Below are 23,921 nucleotides of genomic sequence, written 5' to 3'. Positions count from 1 at the left end.
TAATTCATGAAAAACCAATTATTACTATTAATTGCATTTGTATTTGTATTAAAATTAAGTGCCCAAACAACAATAATACCCAGCGACGATAGAAGAGTTATAACCACAGGAATTCCTTTTGTGTTAATTGCACCGGATGCCCGTGCGGCGTCTATGGGTGATATGGGTGTTGCAACTTCCGTTGATGCCTTTTCACAACAGTGGAATCCATCAAAATATGCGTTTTCAGAAACCAAATCAGGTGTAGCAGTAAGTTATACACCATATTTAAGTAAGTTGGTTAACGATATTTTTTTAGGAAATGTAACTTATTTTAATCGTTTAGATGAAAGAAGTGCTTTTGCAGCAAGTTTCAAATATTTTTCTTTAGGGGATATTGAATTTGTTGCCGATGAATTTTCAGAAGCATTAATTCAAAGACCAAATGAACTTACTTTTGATGCATCCTATGCATTACGATTAAGTGATCAATTCGCTATGTCTGTAGCCATGCGTTATTTGCTTTCTGATCTAAGATTACCTGGTGTAGATGGAGACACAACACCTGCAAGTACGTTTGGTGTAGATATTTCAGGATATTATCAAAGTGAAGAAGAAGCTTATGCCGATTTTAATGGACGTTGGAGAATGGGTTTTGCACTTCAAAATATTGGGCCAAAATTCAAGTATGATGAAGGTGGTGAAGAAAACTTTCAGCCTACCAATTTACGCTTAGGGGCTGGTTTCGATTTTATATTCGATCAATACAATAAAGTGGCCGTAACTGCTGAAGTCACAAAATTATTAGTACCAACACCTCCACAATTAGGTGATCGATATAATTTCACGGATAACAACGGTAATGGTACTTATGAAGAAGATGTAGATGAATTAGGTTCTCTGGTTGAAGAAGATGTTATTTACAAAGGTAAATCTCAAGATGTAAACTTTTTATCAGGGATGTTTCAATCATTTGGTGATGCGCCCGATGGTTTTAGCGAAGAGCTAAAAGAGTTTACATATTCGTTAGGAGCAGAATATGTGTATCAAGATTCATTTGCGTTTAGAGCAGGTTATTTTAATGAAGCAGAAGAAAAAGGAGCAAGAAAATTTTTAGCTCTAGGAGCTGGTTTTAAAGCAAATGTAGTAAACATCGATTTGTCATATTTATTCTCGGCTTCAAAAGTGCAAAGTCCATTAGAAAACACCTTGCGTTTCTCGTTAACCTTTAATATTGGTGCTGGTGAATACCGAGAATATTAACAAAGGATTTTCAATTTAGAAATTAAATATTAGTCTGAACTTGTTGAAGACATCAAAAAACTATTGCAAACCGCAATAGTTTTTTTGTCTAAAATTGTTTCTTAACTTTATTAAAAACAAAAATGCATGAAAGAAGTAAAAATTGAATCAACATTATATGTTTTCGAAACTATGGAAGCACTTCCAAAAGAAGTCATTTCTTTAATGCAAAAAGCTTTTGATGCTAGAGATAGAGCCTATGCACCTTATTCAAACTTTAATGTAGGTGCTGCGATACTTTTAGATAATGGAGAAATTATAACAGGGAATAACCAAGAAAATGCATCATATCCATCGGGCTTATGTGCCGAACGAACAGCCATTTATTATGCTGGTTCTCAATATCCAAATGCCAAAGTGGTAAGAATGGCAATTTCAGCAACAGGAAAAAATAAACCAACCCTAAACCCTATTCCGCCTTGCGGTGCTTGCAGGCAGGCCATTGCCGAATACGAAGTAAAACAAGAATCTCCCATCGAAATTTATTTTATGGGTGAAGCGGGTAGAATTGCAAAATCAAGTTCGTTGGCAAACTTATTGCCCTTTGTTTTTGATAAATCTGTATTATGATGAGTTTGTTGTTTTGATTGGTTTTCAAATAATTCAAACATTTGAAATTTTCAATACATTAATATTCATCGTGAAAAATTATTAAAAAAGCAATTTAGTGCATAAAGTGTAGTTTTTTTTTATAATTTTTAGACTTTAAGCGCATTGCATTTTTGCAATAAGTCACAATGTATTACTTTTGTAATCCGCGAAATTAAAATTTAATAGGAATCGATGCAAAAAATCACAAAAGAGGTTTACCTCAAATGGTACGAAGACATGTTATTCTGGAGAAAGTTTGAAGACAAACTTGCTGCCGTTTACATTCAACAAAAAGTAAGAGGATTTCTTCATTTATACAATGGTCAAGAAGCTGTTTTAGCAGGTGCTTTGCACGCAATGGATTTGACAAAAGATAAAATGATTACGGCCTACAGAAACCACGTTCAGCCGATAGGTATGGGTGTAGACCCAAGAAAGGTAATGGCAGAATTATATGGAAAGGTTACAGGAACCTCTAAAGGTATGGGGGGTTCTATGCATATTTTTTCAAAAGAACACCGTTTTTATGGAGGTCATGGTATTGTTGGAGGTCAAATTCCTTTAGGTGCAGGTATCGCTTTTGGTGATAAGTATCATGGTGTTGATGGAGTGACTTTATGTTGTTTTGGTGATGGAGCTGCAAGACAAGGTTCGCTTCATGAAACTTTCAATTTAGCAATGCTTTGGAACCTTCCAGTAGTATTTGTTTGTGAAAACAATGGTTATGCCATGGGAACATCAGTTGAGCGTACTGCAAATCATACCGAAATTTGGAAATTAGGTTTAGGTTACAATATGCCATGTGGCCCTGTAGATGGTATGAACCCTATTAAAGTAGCTGAAGCATTTGATGAGGCTATTCAACGTGCACGTCGTGGTGATGGGCCAACATTTTTAGAATTGAAAACTTACCGTTACCGTGGGCATTCCATGAGTGATGCACAGCATTATAGAACTAAAGATGAGGTTGAAGAATATAAGAAAATCGACCCTATCACTCAGGTGAAAGATATTATTTTGGAAAAGAAATACGCTACGGAAGATGATATTAAGGTTATTGATAAGCGTGTGAAAGATTTAGTTGCAGAGTGTGAGAAATTTGCTGAAGAGTCTCCGTTCCCAGAAAAGCAACAACTTTACGATGTGGTTTACGAACAAGAAGATTATCCATTTATTCAACATAAAATATAAGTTATGGCAGAAATTATAAATATGCCGCGTTTAAGCGATACGATGGAAGAAGGTACTGTTGCTACTTGGTTAAAAAAAGTGGGTGACAAAATTAGTGAAGGTGATATTTTAGCCGAAATAGAAACTGATAAAGCTACTATGGAGTTTGAATCGTTTTATGAAGGTACATTACTTTATATAGGAATTCAAGAAGGAGAAACCACTAAGGTTGATGAACTTTTAGCTATTATTGGTGAAGAAGGCGAAGATATTTCAGGATTATTAAATGGTGGAGGAAATGCATCTAAAGAAGCTGCTGCCCCTGAAGCAAAAGCGGAAGCATCTGCTAAAACAGAGACTACTGAAGCGTCTCCTGCAAAAGAAGAAGCTCCAGCTAAAGCTGAATTACCTGAAGGTGTTATTGTAGTAACCATGCCACGTTTAAGTGATACCATGGAAGAGGGAACTGTTGCTACATGGCTTAAAAAAGAAGGTGATAAAGTTTCTGAAGGCGATATTTTAGCCGAAATTGAAACAGATAAAGCTACTATGGAATTCGAATCGTTCCAATCTGGTACTTTATTATACATAGGATTGCAAGAAGGAGAATCTGCAAAAGTAGATTCGTTATTAGCCATTATTGGTCCTGCAGGAACCGATGTTTCTGGCGTTGCCGATAATTTTTATGCATCTGCCGCTCCTGTAAAAAAGGAAGAAGCTCCAAAACAGGAAGCTCCAAAATCTGCAGCTAAAGTTGAGGCTCCAAAGCAGGAAGCTCCAAAAGCAGCTACTAAACCTGTAGCTACAACTTCTACTAATGGACGTTTATTTGTATCACCATTAGCTAAGAAAATAGCAGAAGAAAAAGGTATTAACTTATCGCAAGTACAAGGGTCTGGTGAAAACGGACGTATTGTAAAAACAGATATAGAAAATTTTGTTCCTGCAGCAGCAGGTGCATCAGTTGGTAAGTTTGTACCAGCAGGTCAAGAAGATTTTGAAGATGTTACTAATTCGCAAATGCGTAAAGCTATTGCGAAAGCATTAACAAATTCTAAATTTACAGCACCTCATTATTATTTAAGTGTTGAGTTTGATATGGAAAATGCGATTGCATTCCGTACACAATTCAACAGCATTCCAGATACTAAAATATCTTATAACGATATAGTAGTTAAGGCTTGTGCTTTAGCTTTAAAGCAACATCCACAAGTAAATTCGCAATGGTTTGCAGATAAAATGCGTTTAAATAACCACGTTCATATTGGTGTTGCGGTTGCGGTTCCAGACGGATTGGTTGTACCAGTAGTAAAGTTTGCAAACGAGCAAAGTTTACCTCAAATAGGTGCAGCCGTTAGAGATCTTGCCGGAAAAGCTAAAAACAAAAAGTTAACCCCTGCAGAAATGGAAGGTAGTACGTTTACCGTTTCAAACTTAGGTATGTTTGGTATTGATACGTTTACGTCAATTATCAACCAACCAAATTCTGCAATTCTTTCCGTTGGAAATATTGTTGAAAAACCAGTGGTTAAAAACGGACAAATAGTTGTTGGAAACACTATGAAATTGTCTTTAGCATGCGACCACAGAACGGTTGACGGTGCAACGGGCGCTCAATTCCTTCAAACTTTAAAAGGATATATTGAGAATCCTGTAACCATGTTGGTATAACAAATTCCTGCGAAGGTAGGAATCTCATCATATTAAAAACCTGTTTCATTTATTTGAGGCAGGTTTTTTTTTATTTGAATAGATGCCTTATTTGTCATCAGCCGTAAATGGATCAATGATAGTGGTAACTTTTGCGACTGAATTTGCTGTTAAACAGTCTTGTTTCTCATGCTCTAAAACCGCCATGGGGTTTTTGTTTTTATTCAGTTGGATTCGCATCAAAAGGAGCAACTAGAGCTATAAATAGTACGCAAGGACCGCTGTCAAGACATTTTGCTTTGTGGGGTTTTCTCGCAGGGCCATATAGATAGCTGCCTGGTTTTATTATTCGTGTTGGCTCACCTTCATAAGTTACTTCAAGTTCCCCTGTTATCAGTACCATTCGTTCGGGTGAATTATGGGTATGACTAATGACGTCGGTATTAGGTTCTATTTTAAAGAACAAATCTAAGTTGGGTTTAGAGATATCTCCATTTAAAATAGTAAAAGAGCAATTAGGAAAAAAATCTGGAGCCTTATGCCATATAAGATCAGCGTCACCAATAGTATTTGCAATTGACATTTCTGAATTGACCGTTGCTGCTGTTTGGGCGCAAAGGCTAAAACCATTCAGCACAAAAACAGCTAAACAAGAATAGATAAATTTAAATTTTGTAGTTACCATGATAAGTTATTTTTTAGTTTTTAAATAATATAGTATACCTACTAGGCAGGTTTTATATTCTGATTAACGCTAAACAAGTTAGTCGGGTCATACTTTTGTTTTATTTTTGATAAGCGTTCATAATTATGCTTATAGCTTGCTTTTACCCGATCTTGTCCTTCATCCATCATAAAATTAGAATACGCTCCACCTGAAGAGTAGGGATGCAATCCCTCCCAGTAATCTTTACACCAATTAGTGATTTTATCAGCATCTTTAGGTTCTGGTGAAACACCAACGATAACGCCCGCATACTTAGCATCGCGGTATGCCCAGGGTGTTTCTTCTGCTCCAACACGACTAGCAGCTCCACTAATGGGGTATAAATGCATTTGTGAAAGAGGCGTAGGAATGCAGGATCCAAATTTTAAGTGTTGTGTACTTACTTCAGGGCCTAATTCATTAAAAAAATCGGCTCGCCAGTACCATTGCAACCCTGGTGGCATTAAGCCATCAAAGAGGGTTTGTATGGAAGGATAGGGCATTTCACCAACATGTTCAAAAACAGGGTTTAAATCCATAGCAGGTTTTATGAGTTTGTTAAACTCTTCCTGACTACCAGTATAACACCATACAATACCACAATATTGATTTCCATGTAAAAAATCGGGAAATGGAGGGCCAGGAATAATCATGGTGGCTATAAATCCATTTAACTCGTCTGGAGCATTATTAATGAATTCATGGTACCATGCCATAATCTCTTCAGTCCGTTCTATAGGCCACAAAGTTGGTCCACCAATAACAGTTTTAACTTTATGGGCTTGAAATTTAAAAGATGTAATGATACCAAAATTTCCGCCTCCACCACGAATTGCCCAAAATAAATCGGTATTTTGGTTTTTATTAACCGTAACAAAAGAACCATCAGCTAGAACCATGTCGGCTTCTAAAAGGTTATCTATTGTTAGTCCATATTTTCTTGATAAATGTCCAACGCCACCGCCAAGAGTTAAACCACCGACACCTGTAGTGGAAATAATGCCAGCAGGTACTGCTAAGCCAAAGGGATGTATTGCATGGTCTACTTCACCCCAAAGATTTCCGCCTCCAACTCTAACCGTATTGTTCGATGTATCAACACGGATAAACTTTAAGTTAGATAAGTCGATGACTAGGCCATCGTCGCATAATCCTAAACCACCTCCATTATGTCCACCGCCTCGTATGGCGATTAATAGATTGTTATCTCTCCCAAAGTTTACTGAAGCTATCACATCGGCAACATCAACACACATTGCAAATATCCCTGGATGCTTATTAATCATGCCGTTATAGACTTTGCGCGTTTCGTTATAGTTTGTATCAGTTGGTTTTACAAGCTTTCCCCTTAATTGTGACTCAAATGATTCAATAATTGAAGGGTCTAAATTTTTGACTTCATTTTCCATTCTAATATTAATTTTTTGATTGTTTATTTAGAAATAATCATGCTTTTTAAAGACCATAAAATGGAAAGAACATCCTTTTTTGAGTCTTCATCAATGCTGTTTTTGTCTAAAGCTTCAAAAATATCATCTATAACATGCATGTACTCTTCTGGGCTTATATTCATACCCGTATGGGCTTTTACCATGTCTTTACCTTTATAGGTTGCTGGACCTCCGCTGCCAGCACTAAAAAAGTCAACCGTGTGTTGTTTGATGACAGCTAATTGTTCGGGTCGATCTTTAAAAGGAAGAAATCGGTTGTTAACTGCTGGGTTGTTCATGTGGTTCTCAACGGTGTCGTCAACAATGTTTGATATTCCGTTTCTGCCTCCTAAGCGTTCAAAAAGTGTTTTAGTCATGATCTTAAATTTTGGTTATCTACCAAATTTAAGGATACTATAATGTGATGACCTCTAGATTTAATTCAAAAAATGATAATTTTGAATCAATGTGACAAATATTATAAAATAAATAGTTATAAGACGTGGTGGTGAAGATACTGTGAAGGGAGTACTCCAAATTTATTTTTGAAGCAAGTAGAAAAATACGCAGGACTATTAAATCCAGATTCAAAGGCAATTTCTGAAATGTTTCCTTTCTGGTCGTGCAGTGCTTTAAGTGCTTTTTGTAGCTTATAATCTACAATAAAGTTATTTGGTGATTTTCCTGTAAGGCTTTTTAGTTTTCTATTAAGTTGTGATTTGCTATATCCCAATGTTCTACTAAAATCGTTAACATTAAAATCTGGTTTATTCCAAATAGTTGCTACAAAATCCATCAAGTCCGTTAAGAATTTTTCTTCATTTTTATTTATTGATCTTATATGTTCTTTATTAATGAATTTATCTCTATTCTCACTTTCGTAAAGTGATTTTATTTCAGAAGTAATAACTATTTGGTCATCAACAATTTCACACAACCGTGTAGCTAATGTTATGCTTTCTTCAAAAAAGGAATCTTTATTGGTAACGGGAACTCCAGAGCTAATACCAATGTTTAGTATTCTCATTGAAGCGTCATATTTTGTAGTTATGTATTTGAAATTATACTGAATTTTTAAAGCACATAAAATAGCATCAGAAATCGATACAAAAGAAACCAAATAGCTGTTATTATCTTTTTTTACAATACATCCTTCAAATTGTTTAAGTAATTTTGTAACACTGTTATGGAATTTCTGTGTGAACAAACTAAACTGATTTCTTTCTAGTCTGTGCAAATAATCGCTGGTTTCAATAAGCATTACAACCCTAAAAGCAGGGTCGTTAATTATGTTTAATGAAGTGTTTTGTGCTTTTACAGGATCTTCAATACGTCCTAAAAAGGATTCTACTATATTCTTGTTTACTTCTATAATTCTATGGGGTACTTCACCATGCGCATTATTGTGCATATCATTAATAGCCTTTTCATTGGGAGCCTCAATTAAACAGAAAGCAGTTCTTCTTTGCTCATCACACCAATAGGTAATACCTTTACATCCATACAAATGTTGTACTTTTAAGTCTTCTTGATGCATTTGGGCTACATGTTCGGCTGTGATTTCTTCTGGTATGTTATGACGATCCATGTATATTGGCATAGTGTGTATTTTTAAACAAGTTAATGATATTTAGGCTAATATGCTAATTTTGATACACCTTGCAATAAGGTAGTTGTGAAATGAAAAATAATATGCAACTTTTTACCTCAAGGTTTTTTATCTTTAAACTCAAATATAAATTTATGAAAAACGTTGTCTTCCTGTTTATCCTGATTTTCGTGATTGGGTGCAAATCTTCAACAGTAATAGCGAATAAAGAAGATGTGCGAAAGTTATCAAATATTGATGATATTGAAACGCCTTTTAAACCCATAAAAAATACGTTGGCAACAAGTGAAGAGTTAAAAGCGATTGTATCTTATTTAGCATCCGATGAATTGCAAGGAAGGGATACTGGTTCAGAAGGTATTGGAAAGGCAGCTATTTATATTGAAAATTTCTTCAAACAAAACAATATAAAACCTTATTTCAAAACCTATAGAGATAGTTTTAATTTAAAAGGGATTGATGCTTATAATTTAGTCGGTTTTATAGAGGGTAACGACAATAATCTTAAAAATGAAATTATCATATTAGGTGCGCACTACGACCATATTGGTTCAGCAAAAAAAGTGGGTGATGATACCATTGCTAACGGCGCAAACGATAATGCGGCGGGTACAAGCGGTGTATTAGAAATAGCCGAATATTTTGCAGCTACAAAAGGCAACAAACGAAGCATTATGATTGCGTTATTTTCGGCAGAAGAAAAAGGATTGAAAGGTTCAGAGCATTTGGCTAAAAAGTTGAAAACGGATGCTATAGACTTATATACGATGCTGAATTTTGAAATGATAGGCGTGCCGTTTAAAGATAGACCTTACGATGCCTTTCTAACGGGTTACGATTTGACAAATATGTCTGCTAAAATAAATGAATACACCAATTCCAACTTCACCGGGTTTTCAGAAGTATCCAAAAAGTACGATTTGTTTAAGCATTCTGATAATTACCCATTTTATCAAGAATTTAAATTGCCATGTCAAACCATTTCTAGTTGCGATTTGTCTAATTACGATTACTACCACCATGTGGATGATGAAGCCGATAAACTAGATTACGATCATATGGCAAGTTTAATAAATAAAGTAATTCCAGCTATAGAAAGTATGTGCAATACCCCAACCAAAGAAATTAAAATGACCCATGAGTAAAAATATTATTATAACAGGAACAAGCAAAGGTATAGGCTATGAGTTGGTGCAAATTTTTGCAAAAGCAGGCTATCAAGTATTAGCGCTTTCGCGGAATGAAAAACCGGTGCAAGATTTAAAATTGAAAAATGTTACGGCTTTTTCGTTGGACTTAAATGATGCCGAGGCTTATAAAAAAGTAGAAGATTTTATTGAAAGCGATTGGGAACAGGTAGATATTTTAATTAATAATGCAGGTATGTTGATAAACAAACCGTTTTCTGAAATTTCTATGAAAGAATTCGAATCCGTCTATAAAACCAACGTGTTTGGAGTTGCCGAATTAACCCGAATTGTTTTGCCTTTTATGAAAAAGGGAAGCCATGTAGTGACCATTAGTTCTATGGGTGGCGTGCAGGGTAGTATGAAATTTCCAGGGTTGGCAGCCTATAGCTCTAGTAAAGCAGCCGTAATTACTTTAACCGAATTGTTAGCTGAAGAATATAAAGCAACTGGAATTTCGTTTAATGTATTGGCATTGGGTGCTGTTCAAACCGAAATGCTTGAAGAAGCTTTTCCAGGTTATATCGCATCAACTTCTGCCTTGGAAATGGCACAATATATTTTCGATTTTTCGCTAAACGGAAATAAATATTACAACGGGAAGTTGTTGCAGGTTTCCAATTCTACGCCTTAAAAGAATTATTTTATTAATACTTAACGTTTATTTTTGTTTTAAAACTAAAAACATAACTATATATAATACTGTTTTATATATTTGTTTAATGAAGAATATTCTTTCGCTTTTTTTTTGGTTGTGCTTTACAATAACGGGATATACGCAAATAACTTTAAGTCATAATGTTGGGAATACGCCTATTGACACAGGTATGCCTAATTGTCAATACGATGAACATTGGGCAAGAGTATTCACGCTCTCCGAATTTGGAATATCAACTACTGAACAATTTATTATTAAGTCAGGACAAGTAGCTATTAGCAAATCTTACGAAGGGGCTAGATTAAGTGTTAGTGTTTTAAGTATAGACTCCAATTTCCCAAATTCAAAACCTAAGCCATTAGGCTATGGTGGGGCTATAGAAATCCCTTACATTGATGGTGTTCCACAAATTATTCAAATAGAATTTAGTATACCAGTAGTTGTCCCTGCTGAAGTTGAAAGAATATTGGTAGTAGCAAGTCAGCCAGATGATGTTTATAATCCTAATTATACAGATATTGTTATTGCTGGGACTGAAGAAGATAAAGATGTTTCTTGGTTTGCAGGCTGCCGTGAGTATTATAGTTTTATTACAACAGATAAACTTAGCACACCTGTTCCTAATGCAAATTTTTTTATAAATGTCACTGGGGAAAAGTTTAATAATAAGAGTTTAGGTGCAACGACTACCTTAACTCATAATGTGTGTGATCAACCTATTTGGGTAAATGAACGGGGTTGTTCAGGAGGATCGATTAATTTTGCTAGAAGGTTTGTTTTAGATGATTTTGGAATATCTAACAATGAAGAGTTTATTATAAATAATGGTCAAGTCGCTTTTTCTGCGGTTGGTGCATGGGATGTTAGAATTCAATTCAATATTTATAGAATTGATTCCAATTTTCCTACATCGTTTTCTACGACTGATTTAATAGGTAGTAGTCAAGTCTTAAGACTTCCTTCTTCTTCTGATAGAAATAATCCTAAGATTTTCAATTTAGAATTTGAAAATCCAATAGTTGTGCCTAGAGATGTAGAAAACATACTTGTTGAGGTTTATCATTTGTGGAGTACAGGTTATTCGGCAGCATTTATAGCAGGAACAGAGATTGATAATGATGTTTCTTGGAGCAAATCAAATACTCCAGGATGTACGCCATTTGGGGTTTACGAGTCAAGAAATACTAGCTATTATATAAACGTAACAGGAAACGTAAACCACGTAACAAATAATTTTGAAATGAATATTTCAAACATTTGCTCAGAGTTTTTAAAAGAATTTAGTGTAGAAAAAAAGGAAAATGTAGCCTCAGTAGTTTGGGATTTTGGCGACCCTACTTCAGGTATAACTAATACATCAACAGATTTGTCACCTTTTCATGATTTCTCAGCAGATGGAACATACACCATTACTGCAACAGTTACAGGTAAAGATGGAAGTGTTGAAGTTTTAACTGAAACTATTGATGTTAAAGAACCGCCAAATGTGTACGGAATAAATAACGTATATGCTTGTGAGGATACTATTAATACAGGAATTTCTTCAAGTTTTAATGTTTCAAATATTGAATCTCAAGTTTTGGGCGGTCAAACGGATAAGACGATAACTTATATAGATGGTTCTGGTAAATCTTATAACACTTTACCAAACCCATTTACAAACACCATTAAGGATAGAGAAACAATTACTGTTCGAGTATCACATAAAAATAATCCATGCTGTTATTCTGAAACCAGTTTCGACTTAATTGTAAACCCTTTACCTAACACTAATAATATTGCAGATATTAATTTATGTGATGATGATACCGACGGTTTTGCTCTATTCAATTTGCAACAAGTAAAAACCGATGTTATTGGAACAGAAACCAATATTCAAGTTGAATTTTTTCACCAAAATGGTCAGCAAATAGTACCGCCTTTAAATGCTATTAATAACCTTGTGGTTAATGAGGAATTAATTACTGTAAAAACAAAAAACACAGATTCAAATTGTTCTACAGAAAAAACGTTTAAGTTAATAGTAAACCCGTTGCCAATAGCTAATCCGTTACAAGAACTAATAGGTTGTGATGATAATAACGATGGTATTTCAGAGTATTTTGATACAACAAATATCCAATCTCAAGTTTTAGGAAACCAAACAGGAATGGAAGTTACTTATTTTAAAACTAACGGAAATCAATTACCAAGTTCATTACCTAATCCATATACAAACACCATATCCAATCAAGAAATTATAACAGTTAGAGTTACAAATACCCAAACAAGTTGTTATGCTGAAACACCTTTGGTTTTAAAAACAGCTTCGCAACCACAAATACTTAAACCTTCAAATAGATACGCTTGTGATGAAGGAAGTGGTTATGCAAATTTTGATATAGCTAATATTGGTACTGAAATTATAGGAAATCAAAATGGCTTAAGAATAACGTATTTTGATCCTGTTGGAAATCAACTATCTAGTCCATTTTCAACGTCTTTTAAAAATACAACGGCTTGGTATCAAACTATATATGTAAAAGTTGAGAATGAATTAAATAGTTTATGTTATTCCGAAACCAGTTTTGATTTGGTTGTAAATAATTTACCAGCAGTTACTATTGAAGACACTTATTTTTTATGCAATTTAGAACCTTCATTAGCAATAAGTGTAAAAAACAATCTTGATAGCTATACATGGGAATATCAAGATGGAACTATTATTTCAAATACTTATGAAGCGAATTTGGAGAAAGCAGGAGGATATAAGCTCACAGTAGGTGAAAATAAAAATGGGATTTATTGTGAAAATAGTTTTGATTTTGAGTTAATCCGTTCCGAACTTCCAAATATTACAAATGTAGAGTATCAAGAATTGTCCGATGAAAATTTTATACAAGTAAATGCATCAGGCGATGGTGATTTTGAATATTCAATAGACGGTGTTAACTTTCAAAACAGTAATACTTTTAATAATATTCTAGGAGGCATTTATACCGTTTTTGTTAGAGATGAATTAGGATGTGGTAACGATTCAGAGAAGGTAACTATTATAGATTATCCCAAATATTTTACGCCAAATAATGATAATGTAAACGATACATGGCATATAAAAGGTATTACAGATTTTCCAAATGTTGAAGTTTATATTTATGATAGATATGGTAAACTTCTAAAAAAACTTAATATAAATAGTATAGGTTGGGATGGAACTTTTCGAGGTGAAAAAATGGTACCTACAGATTATTGGTTTACAGTTAAATTGAATAATGAAACTGAGTTTAAAGGGCATTTTTCGCTAAGATTATAGTGTATGAGCAAATACAAATGCATAATTTTTGATTGTGATGGTGTTTTGGTAGATAGCGAACCCATAAGCATTCAAATATTAGTTGATATGGCAAATAGCTATGGCGCAAATATCGACTTAGACTACGGGATGAAACATTTTAAAGGCAGTTTTATGACAGCTTGTATTGAAAATATTTCAGCACTTATCAACCAATCATTACCCAATTCGTTTCAAGATGACTATAGAACTCAAAGTTTTGAAGCTTTTAGAAAAGGGATGAAGCCAGTTGAGGGTATTAAAAACGTATTAAATAATTTGAACATCCCTTTTTGCGTAGCTTCAAGCGGACCAGAAAATAAAATAAAGCTGAATTTAGAACTAAGTGGATTGTTGCCTTATTTTGAAAACAAAATTTTCAGTTGCTATGCTATTAAAAAATGGAAACCAGATCCAGCAGTATTTTTATGGGCAGCAAAAACTATGGGTTTTAAACAGAGCGAATGTTTGGTGATAGAAGATAGCATATCAGGTGTAAAAGCAGCTAAAGCAGGTGGTTTTGATGTGTTTGGATTTACAGCACACGATTATAATAATGAACTAGAAAAAGAAGCTACTAAAACGTTTAGTAATATGAATGAACTTTTAGGAATGATTTGATTTTTTAGAAATTTCCAGTTAAATCAATTCTTATTCATTTAAAGAATTCCCGTATTTTTGTGTTAATGCAAAACAAACTTCAAGATTACATTTCGCCTAAAGCTATTTCTCAAGTTTTAAAACTTTTAGAGCACGATCATTTGGTTGTTAAAATTAAAAACGAACGTAAAACCCGCCATGGCGATTATATGCGTTTGCCAAACGGGAAGCATCAAATTACCATTAATTCAAACCTAAATGAATATCGTTTTTTAATCACCTTAATACATGAAATAGCCCATTTTGAAGCTTATAAAACCTATGGACGTTTTATAAAACCTCATGGAGTAGAATGGAAAAAAACATTCCAGCATTTAATGTTACCGTTTTTAAACCCTGAAATTTTCCCAATAGATTTATTGCCGCTTTTAGCAAAACATTTTAAAAACCCAAAAGCTTCTAGCGATAGCGATGCTACATTAGCCTTAGCCTTAAAGCAATTCGATGCACCTAACAATAAAACTTATATCTTTGAAGTGCCTTTAGGGCAAACTTTTAAAATATACAATGGTAAAATATTTAAAAAAGGAGCACAACGTACCAAGCGTTTTGAGTGTGTAGAAGTTAAAACAGGACGAATGTATTTGTTTAACCCTAACGCTGAGGTTGAAATAATTCCTGCGAAAGCAGGAATCTCATAATAAAAAACATAAAAAAATGAATAAGAATTATTACGCCATATTAATGGCAGGAGGTGTGGGTTCACGTTTTTGGCCAGTAAGCACCGAGGCATTTCCGAAACAGTTTCACGATATGTTAGGAACTGGAGATACTCTAATACAAAAAACATTTCAAAGGTTATCGCATTTAATTCCTAAGGAAAATATATTTATACTAACCAATGAACGCTATAACGATTTGGTTTTTGAACAACTTCCAGGAATTACTCAGCGCCAAGTATTATTAGAACCGGCTATGAGAAATACAGCCCCTTGTATTTTGTATGCATCTTTAAAAATCCAAAAGGAGAACCCAGATGCCATCATGATAGTTGCACCAAGTGACCATTGGATTGAAGATGAAACTACGTTTTCAAAAAATGTTCAACAAGCGTTTGATTATTGTTCAACAAACGATGCTTTAATGACGCTTGGTATCCAACCAACATTTCCAAATACAGGATATGGCTATATTGAGTTTGATAAAGCTTCCGGACAGTCTATAAAACCAGTGAATCAGTTTAGGGAGAAACCAGATTATGAAACTGCAAAACAATTTATAGCACAAGGAAATTTTTTATGGAATGCAGGTATTTTTATGTGGAGTGTGAAAAGTGTGGTAGAGGCTTTTAAAAACAATCAACCTAAATTATATATGCTTTTTGAAGCCGGTATAAGTGCTTATAACACCAATTTAGAAGATGCATTCATAAAGGAAAATTACCCAAATGCTGAAAACATTTCGGTTGATTATGCCATTATGGAAAAATCTAATAATGTATATGTAATTGCTGCAGAATTTGATTGGAACGACCTTGGTACATGGGGAAGTTTATACGATAAGTTGGATAAAGATAGATCAGGTAATGCCGTAGTAAACGCTAAAACCTTAACTGAAGAAGCATCTGGCAATATGATTCGATCCAAAAAAGATAAGATTGTTGTAGTCGATGGTTTGCAGGATTATATTATAGTTGATAAAGAAGATGTTTTGCTAATTTACCCAAAAGCTAAAGAGCAGGATATTAAAAAAGTACTTCAAAAGGTAAAAGATAAATTTGGAAAGCATCACGGATAAATTTGTGTAAATTAAATTCTGCAAGCAAGGAGTGAGAAATTTATTTATATTAGTGAATTAGTGGTTAATTTTTAAAAAATGGAGGAAAACAAGTTTAATTTTTCTGAAGAAGAAAATAAATCCGATAAGTCTAAAGCAGTTGAAGATTCTAAAGCAGCGATGAAGCAAGGAGCTAAAGGTTTGTATGAAAATATAAAACGATTTGTTAGCGAATTGTTGGATTTTCGTGAAGATACCGATCGCGATGCTACGATACAAGCAATAAAAAACGATATTCCATTTAAAGGAGCCACTGCGTGGATTTTAGTGTGTTCTATTTTTGTGGCATCGGTTGGCTTAAATGCTAATTCTACTGCGGTGGTAATAGGAGCCATGTTGATTTCTCCATTAATGGGACCTATTTTGGGTATTGGTTTATCGGTTTCCATTAATGATATCGATACTTTGAAAAAATCACTGGTCAATTTCGGGGTCATGATTTTGCTAAGTGTATTAACCGCTTTCTTGTTTTTTTGGTTATTTCCATTAAGTGAAGAATCTTCAGAATTATTAGCTAGAACAAAACCAGACATTCGCGACGTACTCATTGCCTTTTTTGGTGGGTTGGCATTAATAATTGCGCGCACAAAAAGAGGTACCATTGCTTCAGTAATTTTTGGTGTAGCTATTGCAACTGCTTTAATGCCACCATTGTGTACCGTTGGTTATGGGCTGGCAGTAGCTGTTGAAGAAAATTTAAGTAAAGGTATGACCTATGCCTTGGGTGCACTTTACCTATTTACCATAAATACAATTTTTATTGCCTTGGCTACATTTTTAGTAGTAAAAGTGCTTAATTTCCCAATGCTTAAATATGCTAATTCGGCAAGAAGAAGGTTTATAAGCAGGTTTGCGACTTTTTTGGCAATTATAGCCATAATTCCTGCTATGTGGACTTTTGTTAGTGTATTAAAGGAAAGTAGGTTTGAAAGAGATGCTCAGAATTTTATAAATAGAGAGCTAAGTACGTTACCACATGTCGATTATATAAAGAAAAACTCAATCATAAATTATTCCGATGATGATAAAATCCCATCATCTATCGTGTTAAACTCCTTTGGTTTGGATGAAGTGCCCCAAGGAACTATAGAGATTCTAAGAAGTAGATTGAAAGATTATGATGCTTTAGCAAATGTTGAGTTAGTATTGAACCAAAATAAAACCAAAAACTTAGGAACTTTGAGATATATGGAACAAATTAGATATAGAGATTCTATAGATTTGCTTTCACAAACACAAAAAATAGCCTTTCTGGAAGAAAAATTAAAGAATTTGTCAAAACTTGAAGCACAACAAATACCATTTGATGACTTGACTAAAGAAGTGAAAATTAACTATGAGAACGTTGATAGGTTATCCTATTCAACGGTTATAACTTCTAATTTTTCTAAAATAGATACACTTTCGGTTTTTACAGTAAAATGGAATGAAAAAGCGATTAGGGAAGAAGATGTTTTAAAGCAGCAAAGTAAATTAGAGCGTTGGTTAAAACAACGATTTGATTTAGATAGTTTGGTTATCAAACGAGAAAGATAGAGAAGTTACTGTCTCTCTTCAATATACATTTGGCGTACTTTTTTCATCAATTCAGATGAATAAACAAAGTCGGTAACTACTTCATTATCTGTTTTAAAAATTGTGTTTTTTGAGCCTTCCCAAGCTTTTAAACCGTTTTTTAAGAACACAATTTTTTCGCCAATTTCCATTACCGAATTCATATCATGCGAGTTTATTACAGTGGTAATATCGTATTCTTCAGTAATTTCTTTAATTAAATTATCAATTACAATAGATGTTTTTGGGTCTAAACCAGAGTTTGGCTCATCGCAAAACAAGTATTTTGGGTTATTTACAATAGCTCTGGCAATAGCAACACGCTTTTGCATACCACCCGAAGCTTCACTAGGCATTTTTTTATGGGCGTCCGATAAATTAACACGGTTCAAAACAAAGTTTACACGGTCTTCCATTTCGCTTTTATTTTGGTTGGTAAACATACGCAACGGGAACATCACGTTTTCGGCAATTGTCATCGAATCAAATAAGGCGCTTCCTTGGAATACCATACCAATTTCGCCTCGTAAATTACGTTTTTCGTCTTCTGTTAAATTTGAAAAAACTTTACCATCGTAAGCTATACAACCTTCTTCATAATTAAATAATCCTAAAAGGCATTTTAAAAATACGGTTTTACCAGAGCCACTTTGCCCGATGATGAGGTTGGTTTTTCCTTTTTCAAACGTTGTACTGATGCCTTTTAAAACTTCTACACCATTAAACGATTTATGTAAATCTTTAACTTCTATCATTAGCTTAAAAGCATTTGAGTTAGGAAATAATTTAAAAGGATGATAACAACGCTGGTCCACACAAACGATGTGGTACTTGCTTTTCCTACTTCAAGCGCACCACCTTTCATATAGTAACCATGAAACGCAGGAATGGTTGCCAGTACAAAAGCAAAAACAAAGGTTTTTATAAATGCATACGTAATGTGAAAAGGAATAAAATCGGTTTGGATGCCATAAATATAATCTTCTAACGAACTGAAACCTCCATACACACAAGCTGCCATACCACCTAAAATACCTAAAAACATACCAATGGCAATGGCAAAAGGGTAAAGCATTAAAGCTATAGTTTTTGGAAATATAAGGTAGTTTAATGAGTTTATACCCATAACTTCCAACGCATCAATTTGCTCGGTAACACGCATGGTGCCTATACTGGACGTTATAAACGAACCTACTTTTCCTGCCATAATAACGGATGTGAAGGTAGGGGCGAATTCTAAAATTACCGATTGTCTGGTAGCAAATCCTACCAAGTATTTGGGAATAAGTGGGTTGCTAATGTTTAAAGCGGTTTGGATGGTAATAACACCACCAACAAAAAACGATATAAAAGCAATGATGCCTAATGAGCCAATTACCAAATCATCAATATCTTTAAATATCAATCGTTTCATCACAGACCACTTCGTTGGTTTGCGAAACATTTCAGCAATCATTATAAAATAAGCACCAATATTATGTAGATAGGTCATAATAAATTTTAATAGTGCTAAAGTAAAAAAAAGTTAGAGGTATTTAACTTTAATTTTAAATTAAGATATTCTAAAATCTGTATTTTTGAAATAAATATGGATAGATATGTTTAAAAATATTGCCTGTTTCCTGTTTGCGCTTACTTTAATTTTTTCGTGTAAAGCCCAAAACGAGGTCGTTTTAAGTAAAGATAATGGAACTAACACCAATGCTACAAGGCTTGTAGTTGGCATTGTGGTAGACCAAATGCGTTATGATTATTTAACGCGTTTTTATAATAAATATGGAGAAGGAGGTTTTAAACGCATGATGAATGAAGGATTTAACTGTAAAAACAACCATTACAATTATGTGCCAACCTATACAGGACCAGGTCATGCTTCGGTTTATACGGGCACTACACCAAAATACCATGGTATTATAGCGAATGATTGGTACGATAAAGAAATTAAGAAAAGCGTGTATTGTGCGGGTGATGATAGTGTGCAATCTGTGGGCGCTGTTACCGAAGACGGACAAATGTCTCCACACCGAATGAAAGCTACTACTTTTTCAGACGAAAATCGTTTGTTTACACAAATGCGAGGAAAAACGATTGGTATTTCCATAAAAGATAGAGGTGCCATTTTACCAGCAGGTCATACAGCTAATGCGGCTTATTGGTTTTACGGAAAAGATAAAGGCTATTTTATAACAAGTACTTTTTATATGACTGCTTTGCCTAATTGGGTGAATGAATTCAATAATTCAAAAGTTGCAGAATCGTATTTGAAACCATGGAATACACTTTTCGATATTTCAACATACACCGAAAGTGGAAGTGATTTGAATGATTTCGAGGGTACTTTTAAAGGAAAAGAAACAGCTACCTTTCCATACGACTTAGGAACTTTAAAAGATAAAAACGGAGGTTTTGATATTATAAAAACAACCGCATACGGAAATAGTATTGTAGCAGATTTTGCCATAGCAGCCTTATCAGGCGAACAAATAGGGCAAGATACCGATATCGATGTGCTTGCAGTAAGTTTTTCCAGTACCGATTATGTAGGGCATAAATTTGGAGTAAATTCAAAAGAAATTGAGGACACTTATATTCGTTTAGATAAAGATTTAGAACGTTTGTTCAATGCGTTAGATGCTAAGGTTGGAAAAGGTGCATATACGGTATTTTTAACTGCAGACCATGCTGCGGTAGATGTTCCAGCATATTTAAAAAGTGTGAAAATACCAGCGGGTTATGTAGATACAAATTCGTTTAAAGATAAGTTAAGTGCATTTATGCTTGCTAAATTTGGCGCTTCCGATTTAGTTGAAAACATAAGCAATAACCAGATTTTTTTAAATAGAACTCAAATAAATAAACTCGATTTGGATTTAGATGACGTTCAAGAAGCGATTGTAAACGAAATTATTGGTTATGAATATATAGATAAGGTATATACGGCAACCACTATAAATTCAACGTCGTTTACAGAGGGTATTGAAGCATTGTTGCAAAAAGGACACAATCAAAAACGTTCTGGAGATGTGCTTTTTGTTTATGATGCGGCTTATATTTCATACAGCAAAACAGGTTCTACCCATGGTTCTGGTTTTGATTATGATACCCATGTGCCTCTTTTATTCTTCGGAAATGGCATTAAGCATGGAGAAACTTTCCAAAAAACCGAAATTATCGATGTGGCACCAACTATGTCTGCACTTTTAGGCATCAGCTTTCCAAACGGTGCTATTGGTCAACCCTTAGAATTTGTTTTTAGATAGATGACCAAAAAATCAGTTTACTCATTAATTGCTATTCTTATTGTTTTAGGGATTTATGGGTATGAACATTTTTTAAAAGTAGAAGAAAAGGTAGAAATTGTAGCGGAAGGCGAGGAAGCTAAACAAAACACCAACGAATATTTTTTGCCCACCAGCACTACGGGGCAAATAGTACATCATGAAGGTTATTCGCTTTCTTATAGCGAGCCACATGAGCAAGCGGAGTGGGTTGCTTATGAGTTAAAAAAACACCACTTATCCAATACCAAATTCAAGCGTCCATATTTCGAAGTTGATAAAGCGGTTAAAACGGGTGCTGCCGATTGGAGGAATTATAAAAACTCAGGTTACGACCGTGGGCATTTATGTCCTGCGGGTGATAGAAGTTACAGTAAGTTTGTATATGAAGAAACTTTTTTAACCAGTAATATTTCTCCGCAAGACCACGCTTTTAATTCTGGAATTTGGAATACCTTAGAGCAAAAAATACGCTATTGGGCAAGTAAATACGATGGGGTTTTTGTGGTAACAGGCGGTGTTTTAAAAGGAAACATGAAAACCATAGGAAGCGAAAGGGTAGCAGTGCCAAATCAGTTTTATAAAGTATTGATTGATAACGATTCGGGAAAAACAAAAATGATTGCTTTTTTAATGACTCATGAAAATTCCAACAAACCACTTTATGAATTTGTGGTTTCGGTAGATTCTATTGAAAAACTAACCGGAATTGATTTCTTTCCTCAATTAAATGATACTTTAGAAAATAAATTAGAAGCTTCTAGTAGCTATAAAGAGTGGGCATTTTACTAATTATCGAAAAAAATTGCCATTCAAGTGTTAGATAACTAACATTTTTTGGGTTTTTTGTATCTTATATTTTATAAATAATTTTAAATCAAATAGTTATGAAAGAAAAAGTACACGTTGATACCCTAAAACTTATTTTCAAAAATATTAAAACCTACTTTTTTTTATTAACATTTCTATTCTTTGCGTTTAGCACCATTACAGCTCAAAATTCTAATGCTAACGAAAATGCAACTGTTTACGGTGGCGAAATTACATTTATTGATGGCGAAAAATATACCAGTGTTTGTGTTGGTGATGGTGAGCCTGATTATGTTGATGTAATTTTAGAGAATGCCTCTGGGCGTGTAAAACAATGGATTATTACAAACGAAGAAGGGGATATTCTTGGTTTACCAGATAGCCCTTCAGATGTAGATTTTGATGGTGCAGGTGTAGGTGTCTGCTATATATATCATCTTGCTTATAATGGTATAAAACCTTTGGTGGACCCATCTGGTCAAGGAAAATTCACAAAAAACATTGATGATATTGTTGGGAGGTTTGATTTATCGGAGCCAATTATGGTTGAAAGATTCCAGCAACCTACGGCAGGAACTTTAGAAGGAGGTCCTTTCGAGTTTTGTGTTAATGATGATCAAGCAGATAATATTCCAGATGGCTCTATTACACTTTCAGGAAATATGGGTACTAATTATGCGTGGGTAGTTACAGATAGTGCAGGTAAAATTTTAGGAACTCCTGATTCTCCTTACGATGTTAATTTTGATGAGGCTCCAGAAGGAGTTTGTTTAATTTGGCATTTAAGCTATGAAAATAATGTTAGTCTAAATGTAGAAAATGCTAACGATTTAACAGGTTGTTATGCGCTATCAAACCCAATAAATGTAAATAGAATACAACAACCAGAAGCAGGTAATATTACTTTAGCTGATGGTTCAACCGATATTGAAATTTGTGCTGGAGATGGAATTTCTGATTTGTTTGAAGTTACTTTAACCGGTGCTAGCGGCGGACAAGGTGTAAATATGCTTTGGGTTATTACCGATGCCGATGCTAATATCTTAGATACATCTACCAACAATAGCTTCGATTTAGAGGGGGCAGGTGACGGTGTTTGTTTAATATGGCATTTAAGCTATGCAGAAAATGTGAGTTTAGAAGGAATAACTAATGCAGGAGATTTAATGGGGTGCTACGATCTGTCTAACCCAATTACTGTAAATAGAATACAACATCCAGAAGGCGGTAATATTGCTTTAGCTGATGGTTCAACCGATATTGAAATTTGTGCTGGAGACGGAAATTCAGATTTGTTTGAAGTTACTTTAACCGGTGCTAGTGGCGGACAAGGTGTAAATATGCTTTGGGTTATTACCGATGCCGATGCTAATATCTTAGATACATCTACCAACAATAGCTTTGATTTAGAGGGAGCAGGAGAGGGTGTTTGTTTAATATGGCATTTAAGCTATGCAGAAAATGTCAGTTTAGAAGGAGTAACTAATGCAGGAGATTTGATGGGGTGCTACGATTTGTCCAATGCAATTACCGTTACTAGAAATGGTGTTAATGGAGGTGTACTAACAGGCGGTACAAATAATAACTTTGATTTTACGATTGATGAAACGGAAGATAAAATTCCTGCCAATGCTATTACTCTAGAGGGTAATATTGGAACAAATTCTGCTTGGGTTGTGACCAATGAAGAAGGGACAGTTATTCTTGGGTTGCCAGCTAATTATTCGGATGTTGATTTTAATACGGCTGGAGTTGGAGTCTGTAAAATATGGCATTTGAGTTATGAAGAAGGACTAACAGGTATTGAGCCACCTGGCGAGGGAGACCACTTGGTTTCTAGTTTAGATGGTTGTTTCAGTCTTTCTAATGCTATAACAGTTACTAGAACAGCTCCAAGTACAAGTAAAGTGGCTTTATTTCCTAACCCAGCTAAAAGTTCAGTCAACATTGATTACTCAAAACTTAGTAGTGACAGAATAAATGTTAGTATAAATAACTTAAGAAATGTTCAATTATCTAATAAAGATTATAGCTCAAGTAATAAAAGAACTATTTTAGATTTAAGCAACTATGATAGTGGACTTTATTTTATAAGAGTAACAGATAAAGCAACGGGCGAGAGCTTTGTAAAACGATTGGTTATCTATTATTGAAATTTTTTATAATTTATAAAAAAGGTTCTGATTAAAAATAGAACCTTTTTTGTTTATCATGTTTTTTCAACAAGAATTGATAAACTAACAGGAATCGA

20 protein-coding genes are annotated in these 23,921 nt (G+C 34.3%); 14 read left to right on the top strand and 6 right to left on the bottom strand.

Annotated elements, in window-relative coordinates:
• The first annotated feature begins 6 nt into the window (after positions 1–6).
• The 4 genes from porV (at position 7) to ACGK9U_RS03725 (ending at position 4,713) form a co-directional block, all read left to right on the top strand.
• Positions 7–1,242, top strand: coding sequence for a type IX secretion system outer membrane channel protein PorV (porV, locus tag ACGK9U_RS03740; RefSeq protein ID WP_394465018.1), 1,236 nt, complete (start codon positions 7–9; stop codon positions 1,240–1,242).
• Positions 1,243–1,368: 126 nt separating this feature from the next.
• The gene (gene cdd, locus ACGK9U_RS03735; RefSeq protein WP_394465017.1) at positions 1,369–1,851 is read left to right on the top strand and encodes a cytidine deaminase; all 483 of its coding nucleotides are present in this window, start codon (positions 1,369–1,371) and stop codon (positions 1,849–1,851) included.
• A gap of 213 nt (positions 1,852–2,064) precedes the next feature.
• Positions 2,065–3,063: a pyruvate dehydrogenase (acetyl-transferring) E1 component subunit alpha gene (gene pdhA / locus ACGK9U_RS03730; RefSeq protein ID WP_394465016.1), complete on the top strand. Its 999-nt coding sequence runs from the start codon at positions 2,065–2,067 to the stop codon at positions 3,061–3,063.
• Between the two features lie 3 nt (positions 3,064–3,066).
• A complete protein-coding gene (locus ACGK9U_RS03725) occupies positions 3,067–4,713 on the top strand; it encodes a pyruvate dehydrogenase complex dihydrolipoamide acetyltransferase (protein ID WP_394465015.1) in 1,647 nt (548 codons plus the stop codon).
• A gap of 199 nt (positions 4,714–4,912) precedes the next feature.
• Here ACGK9U_RS03725 and ACGK9U_RS03720 read toward each other — a convergent pair whose 3' ends face one another.
• The 4 genes from ACGK9U_RS03720 to ACGK9U_RS03705 all read right to left on the bottom strand — a co-directional run bounded on the left by ACGK9U_RS03720 (position 4,913) and on the right by ACGK9U_RS03705 (position 8,428).
• Positions 4,913–5,377: a cupin domain-containing protein gene (locus ACGK9U_RS03720; protein WP_394465014.1), complete on the bottom strand. Its 465-nt coding sequence runs from the start codon at positions 5,375–5,377 to the stop codon at positions 4,913–4,915.
• A gap of 41 nt (positions 5,378–5,418) precedes the next feature.
• Positions 5,419–6,807: an FAD-binding oxidoreductase gene (locus ACGK9U_RS03715; RefSeq protein ID WP_394465013.1), complete on the bottom strand. Its 1,389-nt coding sequence runs from the start codon at positions 6,805–6,807 to the stop codon at positions 5,419–5,421.
• A gap of 23 nt (positions 6,808–6,830) precedes the next feature.
• A complete protein-coding gene (locus ACGK9U_RS03710) occupies positions 6,831–7,205 on the bottom strand; it encodes a group 1 truncated hemoglobin (protein WP_394465012.1) in 375 nt (124 codons plus the stop codon).
• A gap of 116 nt (positions 7,206–7,321) precedes the next feature.
• Positions 7,322–8,428: a nickel-binding protein gene (locus ACGK9U_RS03705; protein WP_394465011.1), complete on the bottom strand. Its 1,107-nt coding sequence runs from the start codon at positions 8,426–8,428 to the stop codon at positions 7,322–7,324.
• A 143-nt stretch (positions 8,429–8,571) separates the two neighbouring features.
• Between ACGK9U_RS03705 and ACGK9U_RS03700 the strand changes: the two genes are divergently transcribed.
• The 7 genes from ACGK9U_RS03700 (at position 8,572) to ACGK9U_RS03670 (ending at position 17,564) form a co-directional block, all read left to right on the top strand.
• Positions 8,572–9,582 carry a M28 family peptidase gene (locus ACGK9U_RS03700; protein ID WP_394465010.1) on the top strand — a complete coding sequence of 337 codons (1,011 nt, stop codon included), beginning with the start codon at positions 8,572–8,574 and terminating at the stop codon, positions 9,580–9,582.
• Positions 9,575–10,258, top strand: a complete 684-nt coding sequence (locus tag ACGK9U_RS03695) for an SDR family NAD(P)-dependent oxidoreductase (protein WP_394465009.1) — start codon at positions 9,575–9,577, stop codon at positions 10,256–10,258. The genes ACGK9U_RS03700 and ACGK9U_RS03695 overlap by 8 nt, the downstream gene beginning before the upstream one ends.
• Before the next feature lie 88 nt (positions 10,259–10,346).
• On the top strand, positions 10,347–13,574 hold the full coding sequence (locus ACGK9U_RS03690) for a T9SS type B sorting domain-containing protein (RefSeq protein WP_394465008.1): 3,228 nt from the start codon (positions 10,347–10,349) through the stop codon (positions 13,572–13,574).
• A 3-nt stretch (positions 13,575–13,577) separates the two neighbouring features.
• A complete protein-coding gene (locus ACGK9U_RS03685) occupies positions 13,578–14,213 on the top strand; it encodes an HAD family hydrolase (protein WP_394465007.1) in 636 nt (211 codons plus the stop codon).
• A gap of 65 nt (positions 14,214–14,278) precedes the next feature.
• Positions 14,279–14,893 carry a SprT-like domain-containing protein gene (locus ACGK9U_RS03680; protein ID WP_394465006.1) on the top strand — a complete coding sequence of 205 codons (615 nt, stop codon included), beginning with the start codon at positions 14,279–14,281 and terminating at the stop codon, positions 14,891–14,893.
• 16 nt (positions 14,894–14,909) lie between these two features.
• Entirely contained in the window at positions 14,910–15,989 is a 1,080-nt protein-coding gene (locus tag ACGK9U_RS03675) for a mannose-1-phosphate guanylyltransferase (RefSeq protein WP_394465005.1), read from the top strand.
• A 78-nt stretch (positions 15,990–16,067) separates the two neighbouring features.
• Positions 16,068–17,564, top strand: coding sequence for a DUF389 domain-containing protein (locus ACGK9U_RS03670; protein WP_394465004.1), 1,497 nt, complete (start codon positions 16,068–16,070; stop codon positions 17,562–17,564).
• Positions 17,565–17,569: 5 nt separating this feature from the next.
• Here the strand turns inward: ACGK9U_RS03670 and ACGK9U_RS03665 are convergent, their stop codons facing one another.
• Both ACGK9U_RS03665 and ACGK9U_RS03660 read right to left on the bottom strand, forming a co-directional pair.
• Positions 17,570–18,337, bottom strand: a complete 768-nt coding sequence (locus ACGK9U_RS03665; protein ID WP_394465003.1) for an ABC transporter ATP-binding protein — start codon at positions 18,335–18,337, stop codon at positions 17,570–17,572.
• Positions 18,337–19,074 carry an MlaE family ABC transporter permease gene (locus ACGK9U_RS03660; RefSeq protein WP_394465002.1) on the bottom strand — a complete coding sequence of 246 codons (738 nt, stop codon included), beginning with the start codon at positions 19,072–19,074 and terminating at the stop codon, positions 18,337–18,339. Before ACGK9U_RS03660 ends, ACGK9U_RS03665 begins: the two co-directional genes overlap by 1 nt.
• 106 nt (positions 19,075–19,180) lie before the next feature.
• On the opposite strand from ACGK9U_RS03660, the gene pafA reads away from it, so the two are divergent.
• From pafA to ACGK9U_RS03645, 3 genes are all read left to right on the top strand, one after another.
• Positions 19,181–20,842, top strand: coding sequence for an alkaline phosphatase PafA (pafA, locus tag ACGK9U_RS03655; RefSeq protein WP_394465001.1), 1,662 nt, complete (start codon positions 19,181–19,183; stop codon positions 20,840–20,842).
• Positions 20,843–21,652 (top strand): DNA/RNA non-specific endonuclease, encoded by an 810-nt coding sequence (locus ACGK9U_RS03650; protein WP_394465000.1) that lies wholly within the window; start codon positions 20,843–20,845, stop codon positions 21,650–21,652.
• A gap of 95 nt (positions 21,653–21,747) precedes the next feature.
• Positions 21,748–23,823, top strand: a complete 2,076-nt coding sequence (locus tag ACGK9U_RS03645) for a T9SS type A sorting domain-containing protein (protein WP_394464999.1) — start codon at positions 21,748–21,750, stop codon at positions 23,821–23,823.
• The last annotated feature ends 98 nt before the right edge of the window (positions 23,824–23,921 follow it).

The sequence above is a fragment of the Mariniflexile sp. HNIBRBA6329 genome (genome assembly GCF_043558645.1).
Classification (GTDB): Bacteria; Bacteroidota; Bacteroidia; order Flavobacteriales; family Flavobacteriaceae; genus Mariniflexile.
This window is presented reverse-complemented; position numbering and strand designations above follow the sequence as displayed.

Bases quoted from the DNA above. Each gene is read 5' to 3' on its own strand.
- ACGK9U_RS03665 (WP_394465003.1), bottom strand. From the start codon at position 18,337: ATGATAGAAGTTAAAGATTTACATAAATCGTTTAATGGTGTAGAAGTT.
- porV (WP_394465018.1), top strand. From the start codon at position 7: ATGAAAAACCAATTATTACTATTAATTGCATTTGTATTTGTATTAAAA.
- ACGK9U_RS03675 (WP_394465005.1), top strand. From the start codon at position 14,910: ATGAATAAGAATTATTACGCCATATTAATGGCAGGAGGTGTGGGTTCA.
- pdhA (WP_394465016.1), top strand. From the start codon at position 2,065: ATGCAAAAAATCACAAAAGAGGTTTACCTCAAATGGTACGAAGACATG.
- ACGK9U_RS03705 (WP_394465011.1), bottom strand. From the start codon at position 8,428: ATGCCAATATACATGGATCGTCATAACATACCAGAAGAAATCACAGCC.
- ACGK9U_RS03685 (WP_394465007.1), top strand. From the start codon at position 13,578: ATGAGCAAATACAAATGCATAATTTTTGATTGTGATGGTGTTTTGGTA.
- ACGK9U_RS03695 (WP_394465009.1), top strand. From the start codon at position 9,575: ATGAGTAAAAATATTATTATAACAGGAACAAGCAAAGGTATAGGCTAT.
- ACGK9U_RS03725 (WP_394465015.1), top strand. From the start codon at position 3,067: ATGGCAGAAATTATAAATATGCCGCGTTTAAGCGATACGATGGAAGAA.
- ACGK9U_RS03690 (WP_394465008.1), top strand. From the start codon at position 10,347: ATGAAGAATATTCTTTCGCTTTTTTTTTGGTTGTGCTTTACAATAACG.
- ACGK9U_RS03700 (WP_394465010.1), top strand. From the start codon at position 8,572: ATGAAAAACGTTGTCTTCCTGTTTATCCTGATTTTCGTGATTGGGTGC.
- ACGK9U_RS03720 (WP_394465014.1), bottom strand. From the start codon at position 5,377: ATGGTAACTACAAAATTTAAATTTATCTATTCTTGTTTAGCTGTTTTT.
- ACGK9U_RS03645 (WP_394464999.1), top strand. From the start codon at position 21,748: ATGAAAGAAAAAGTACACGTTGATACCCTAAAACTTATTTTCAAAAAT.
- pafA (WP_394465001.1), top strand. From the start codon at position 19,181: ATGTTTAAAAATATTGCCTGTTTCCTGTTTGCGCTTACTTTAATTTTT.
- ACGK9U_RS03670 (WP_394465004.1), top strand. From the start codon at position 16,068: ATGGAGGAAAACAAGTTTAATTTTTCTGAAGAAGAAAATAAATCCGAT.
- ACGK9U_RS03715 (WP_394465013.1), bottom strand. From the start codon at position 6,807: ATGGAAAATGAAGTCAAAAATTTAGACCCTTCAATTATTGAATCATTT.
- cdd (WP_394465017.1), top strand. From the start codon at position 1,369: ATGAAAGAAGTAAAAATTGAATCAACATTATATGTTTTCGAAACTATG.
- ACGK9U_RS03650 (WP_394465000.1), top strand. From the start codon at position 20,843: ATGACCAAAAAATCAGTTTACTCATTAATTGCTATTCTTATTGTTTTA.
- ACGK9U_RS03660 (WP_394465002.1), bottom strand. From the start codon at position 19,074: ATGACCTATCTACATAATATTGGTGCTTATTTTATAATGATTGCTGAA.
- ACGK9U_RS03710 (WP_394465012.1), bottom strand. From the start codon at position 7,205: ATGACTAAAACACTTTTTGAACGCTTAGGAGGCAGAAACGGAATATCA.
- ACGK9U_RS03680 (WP_394465006.1), top strand. From the start codon at position 14,279: ATGCAAAACAAACTTCAAGATTACATTTCGCCTAAAGCTATTTCTCAA.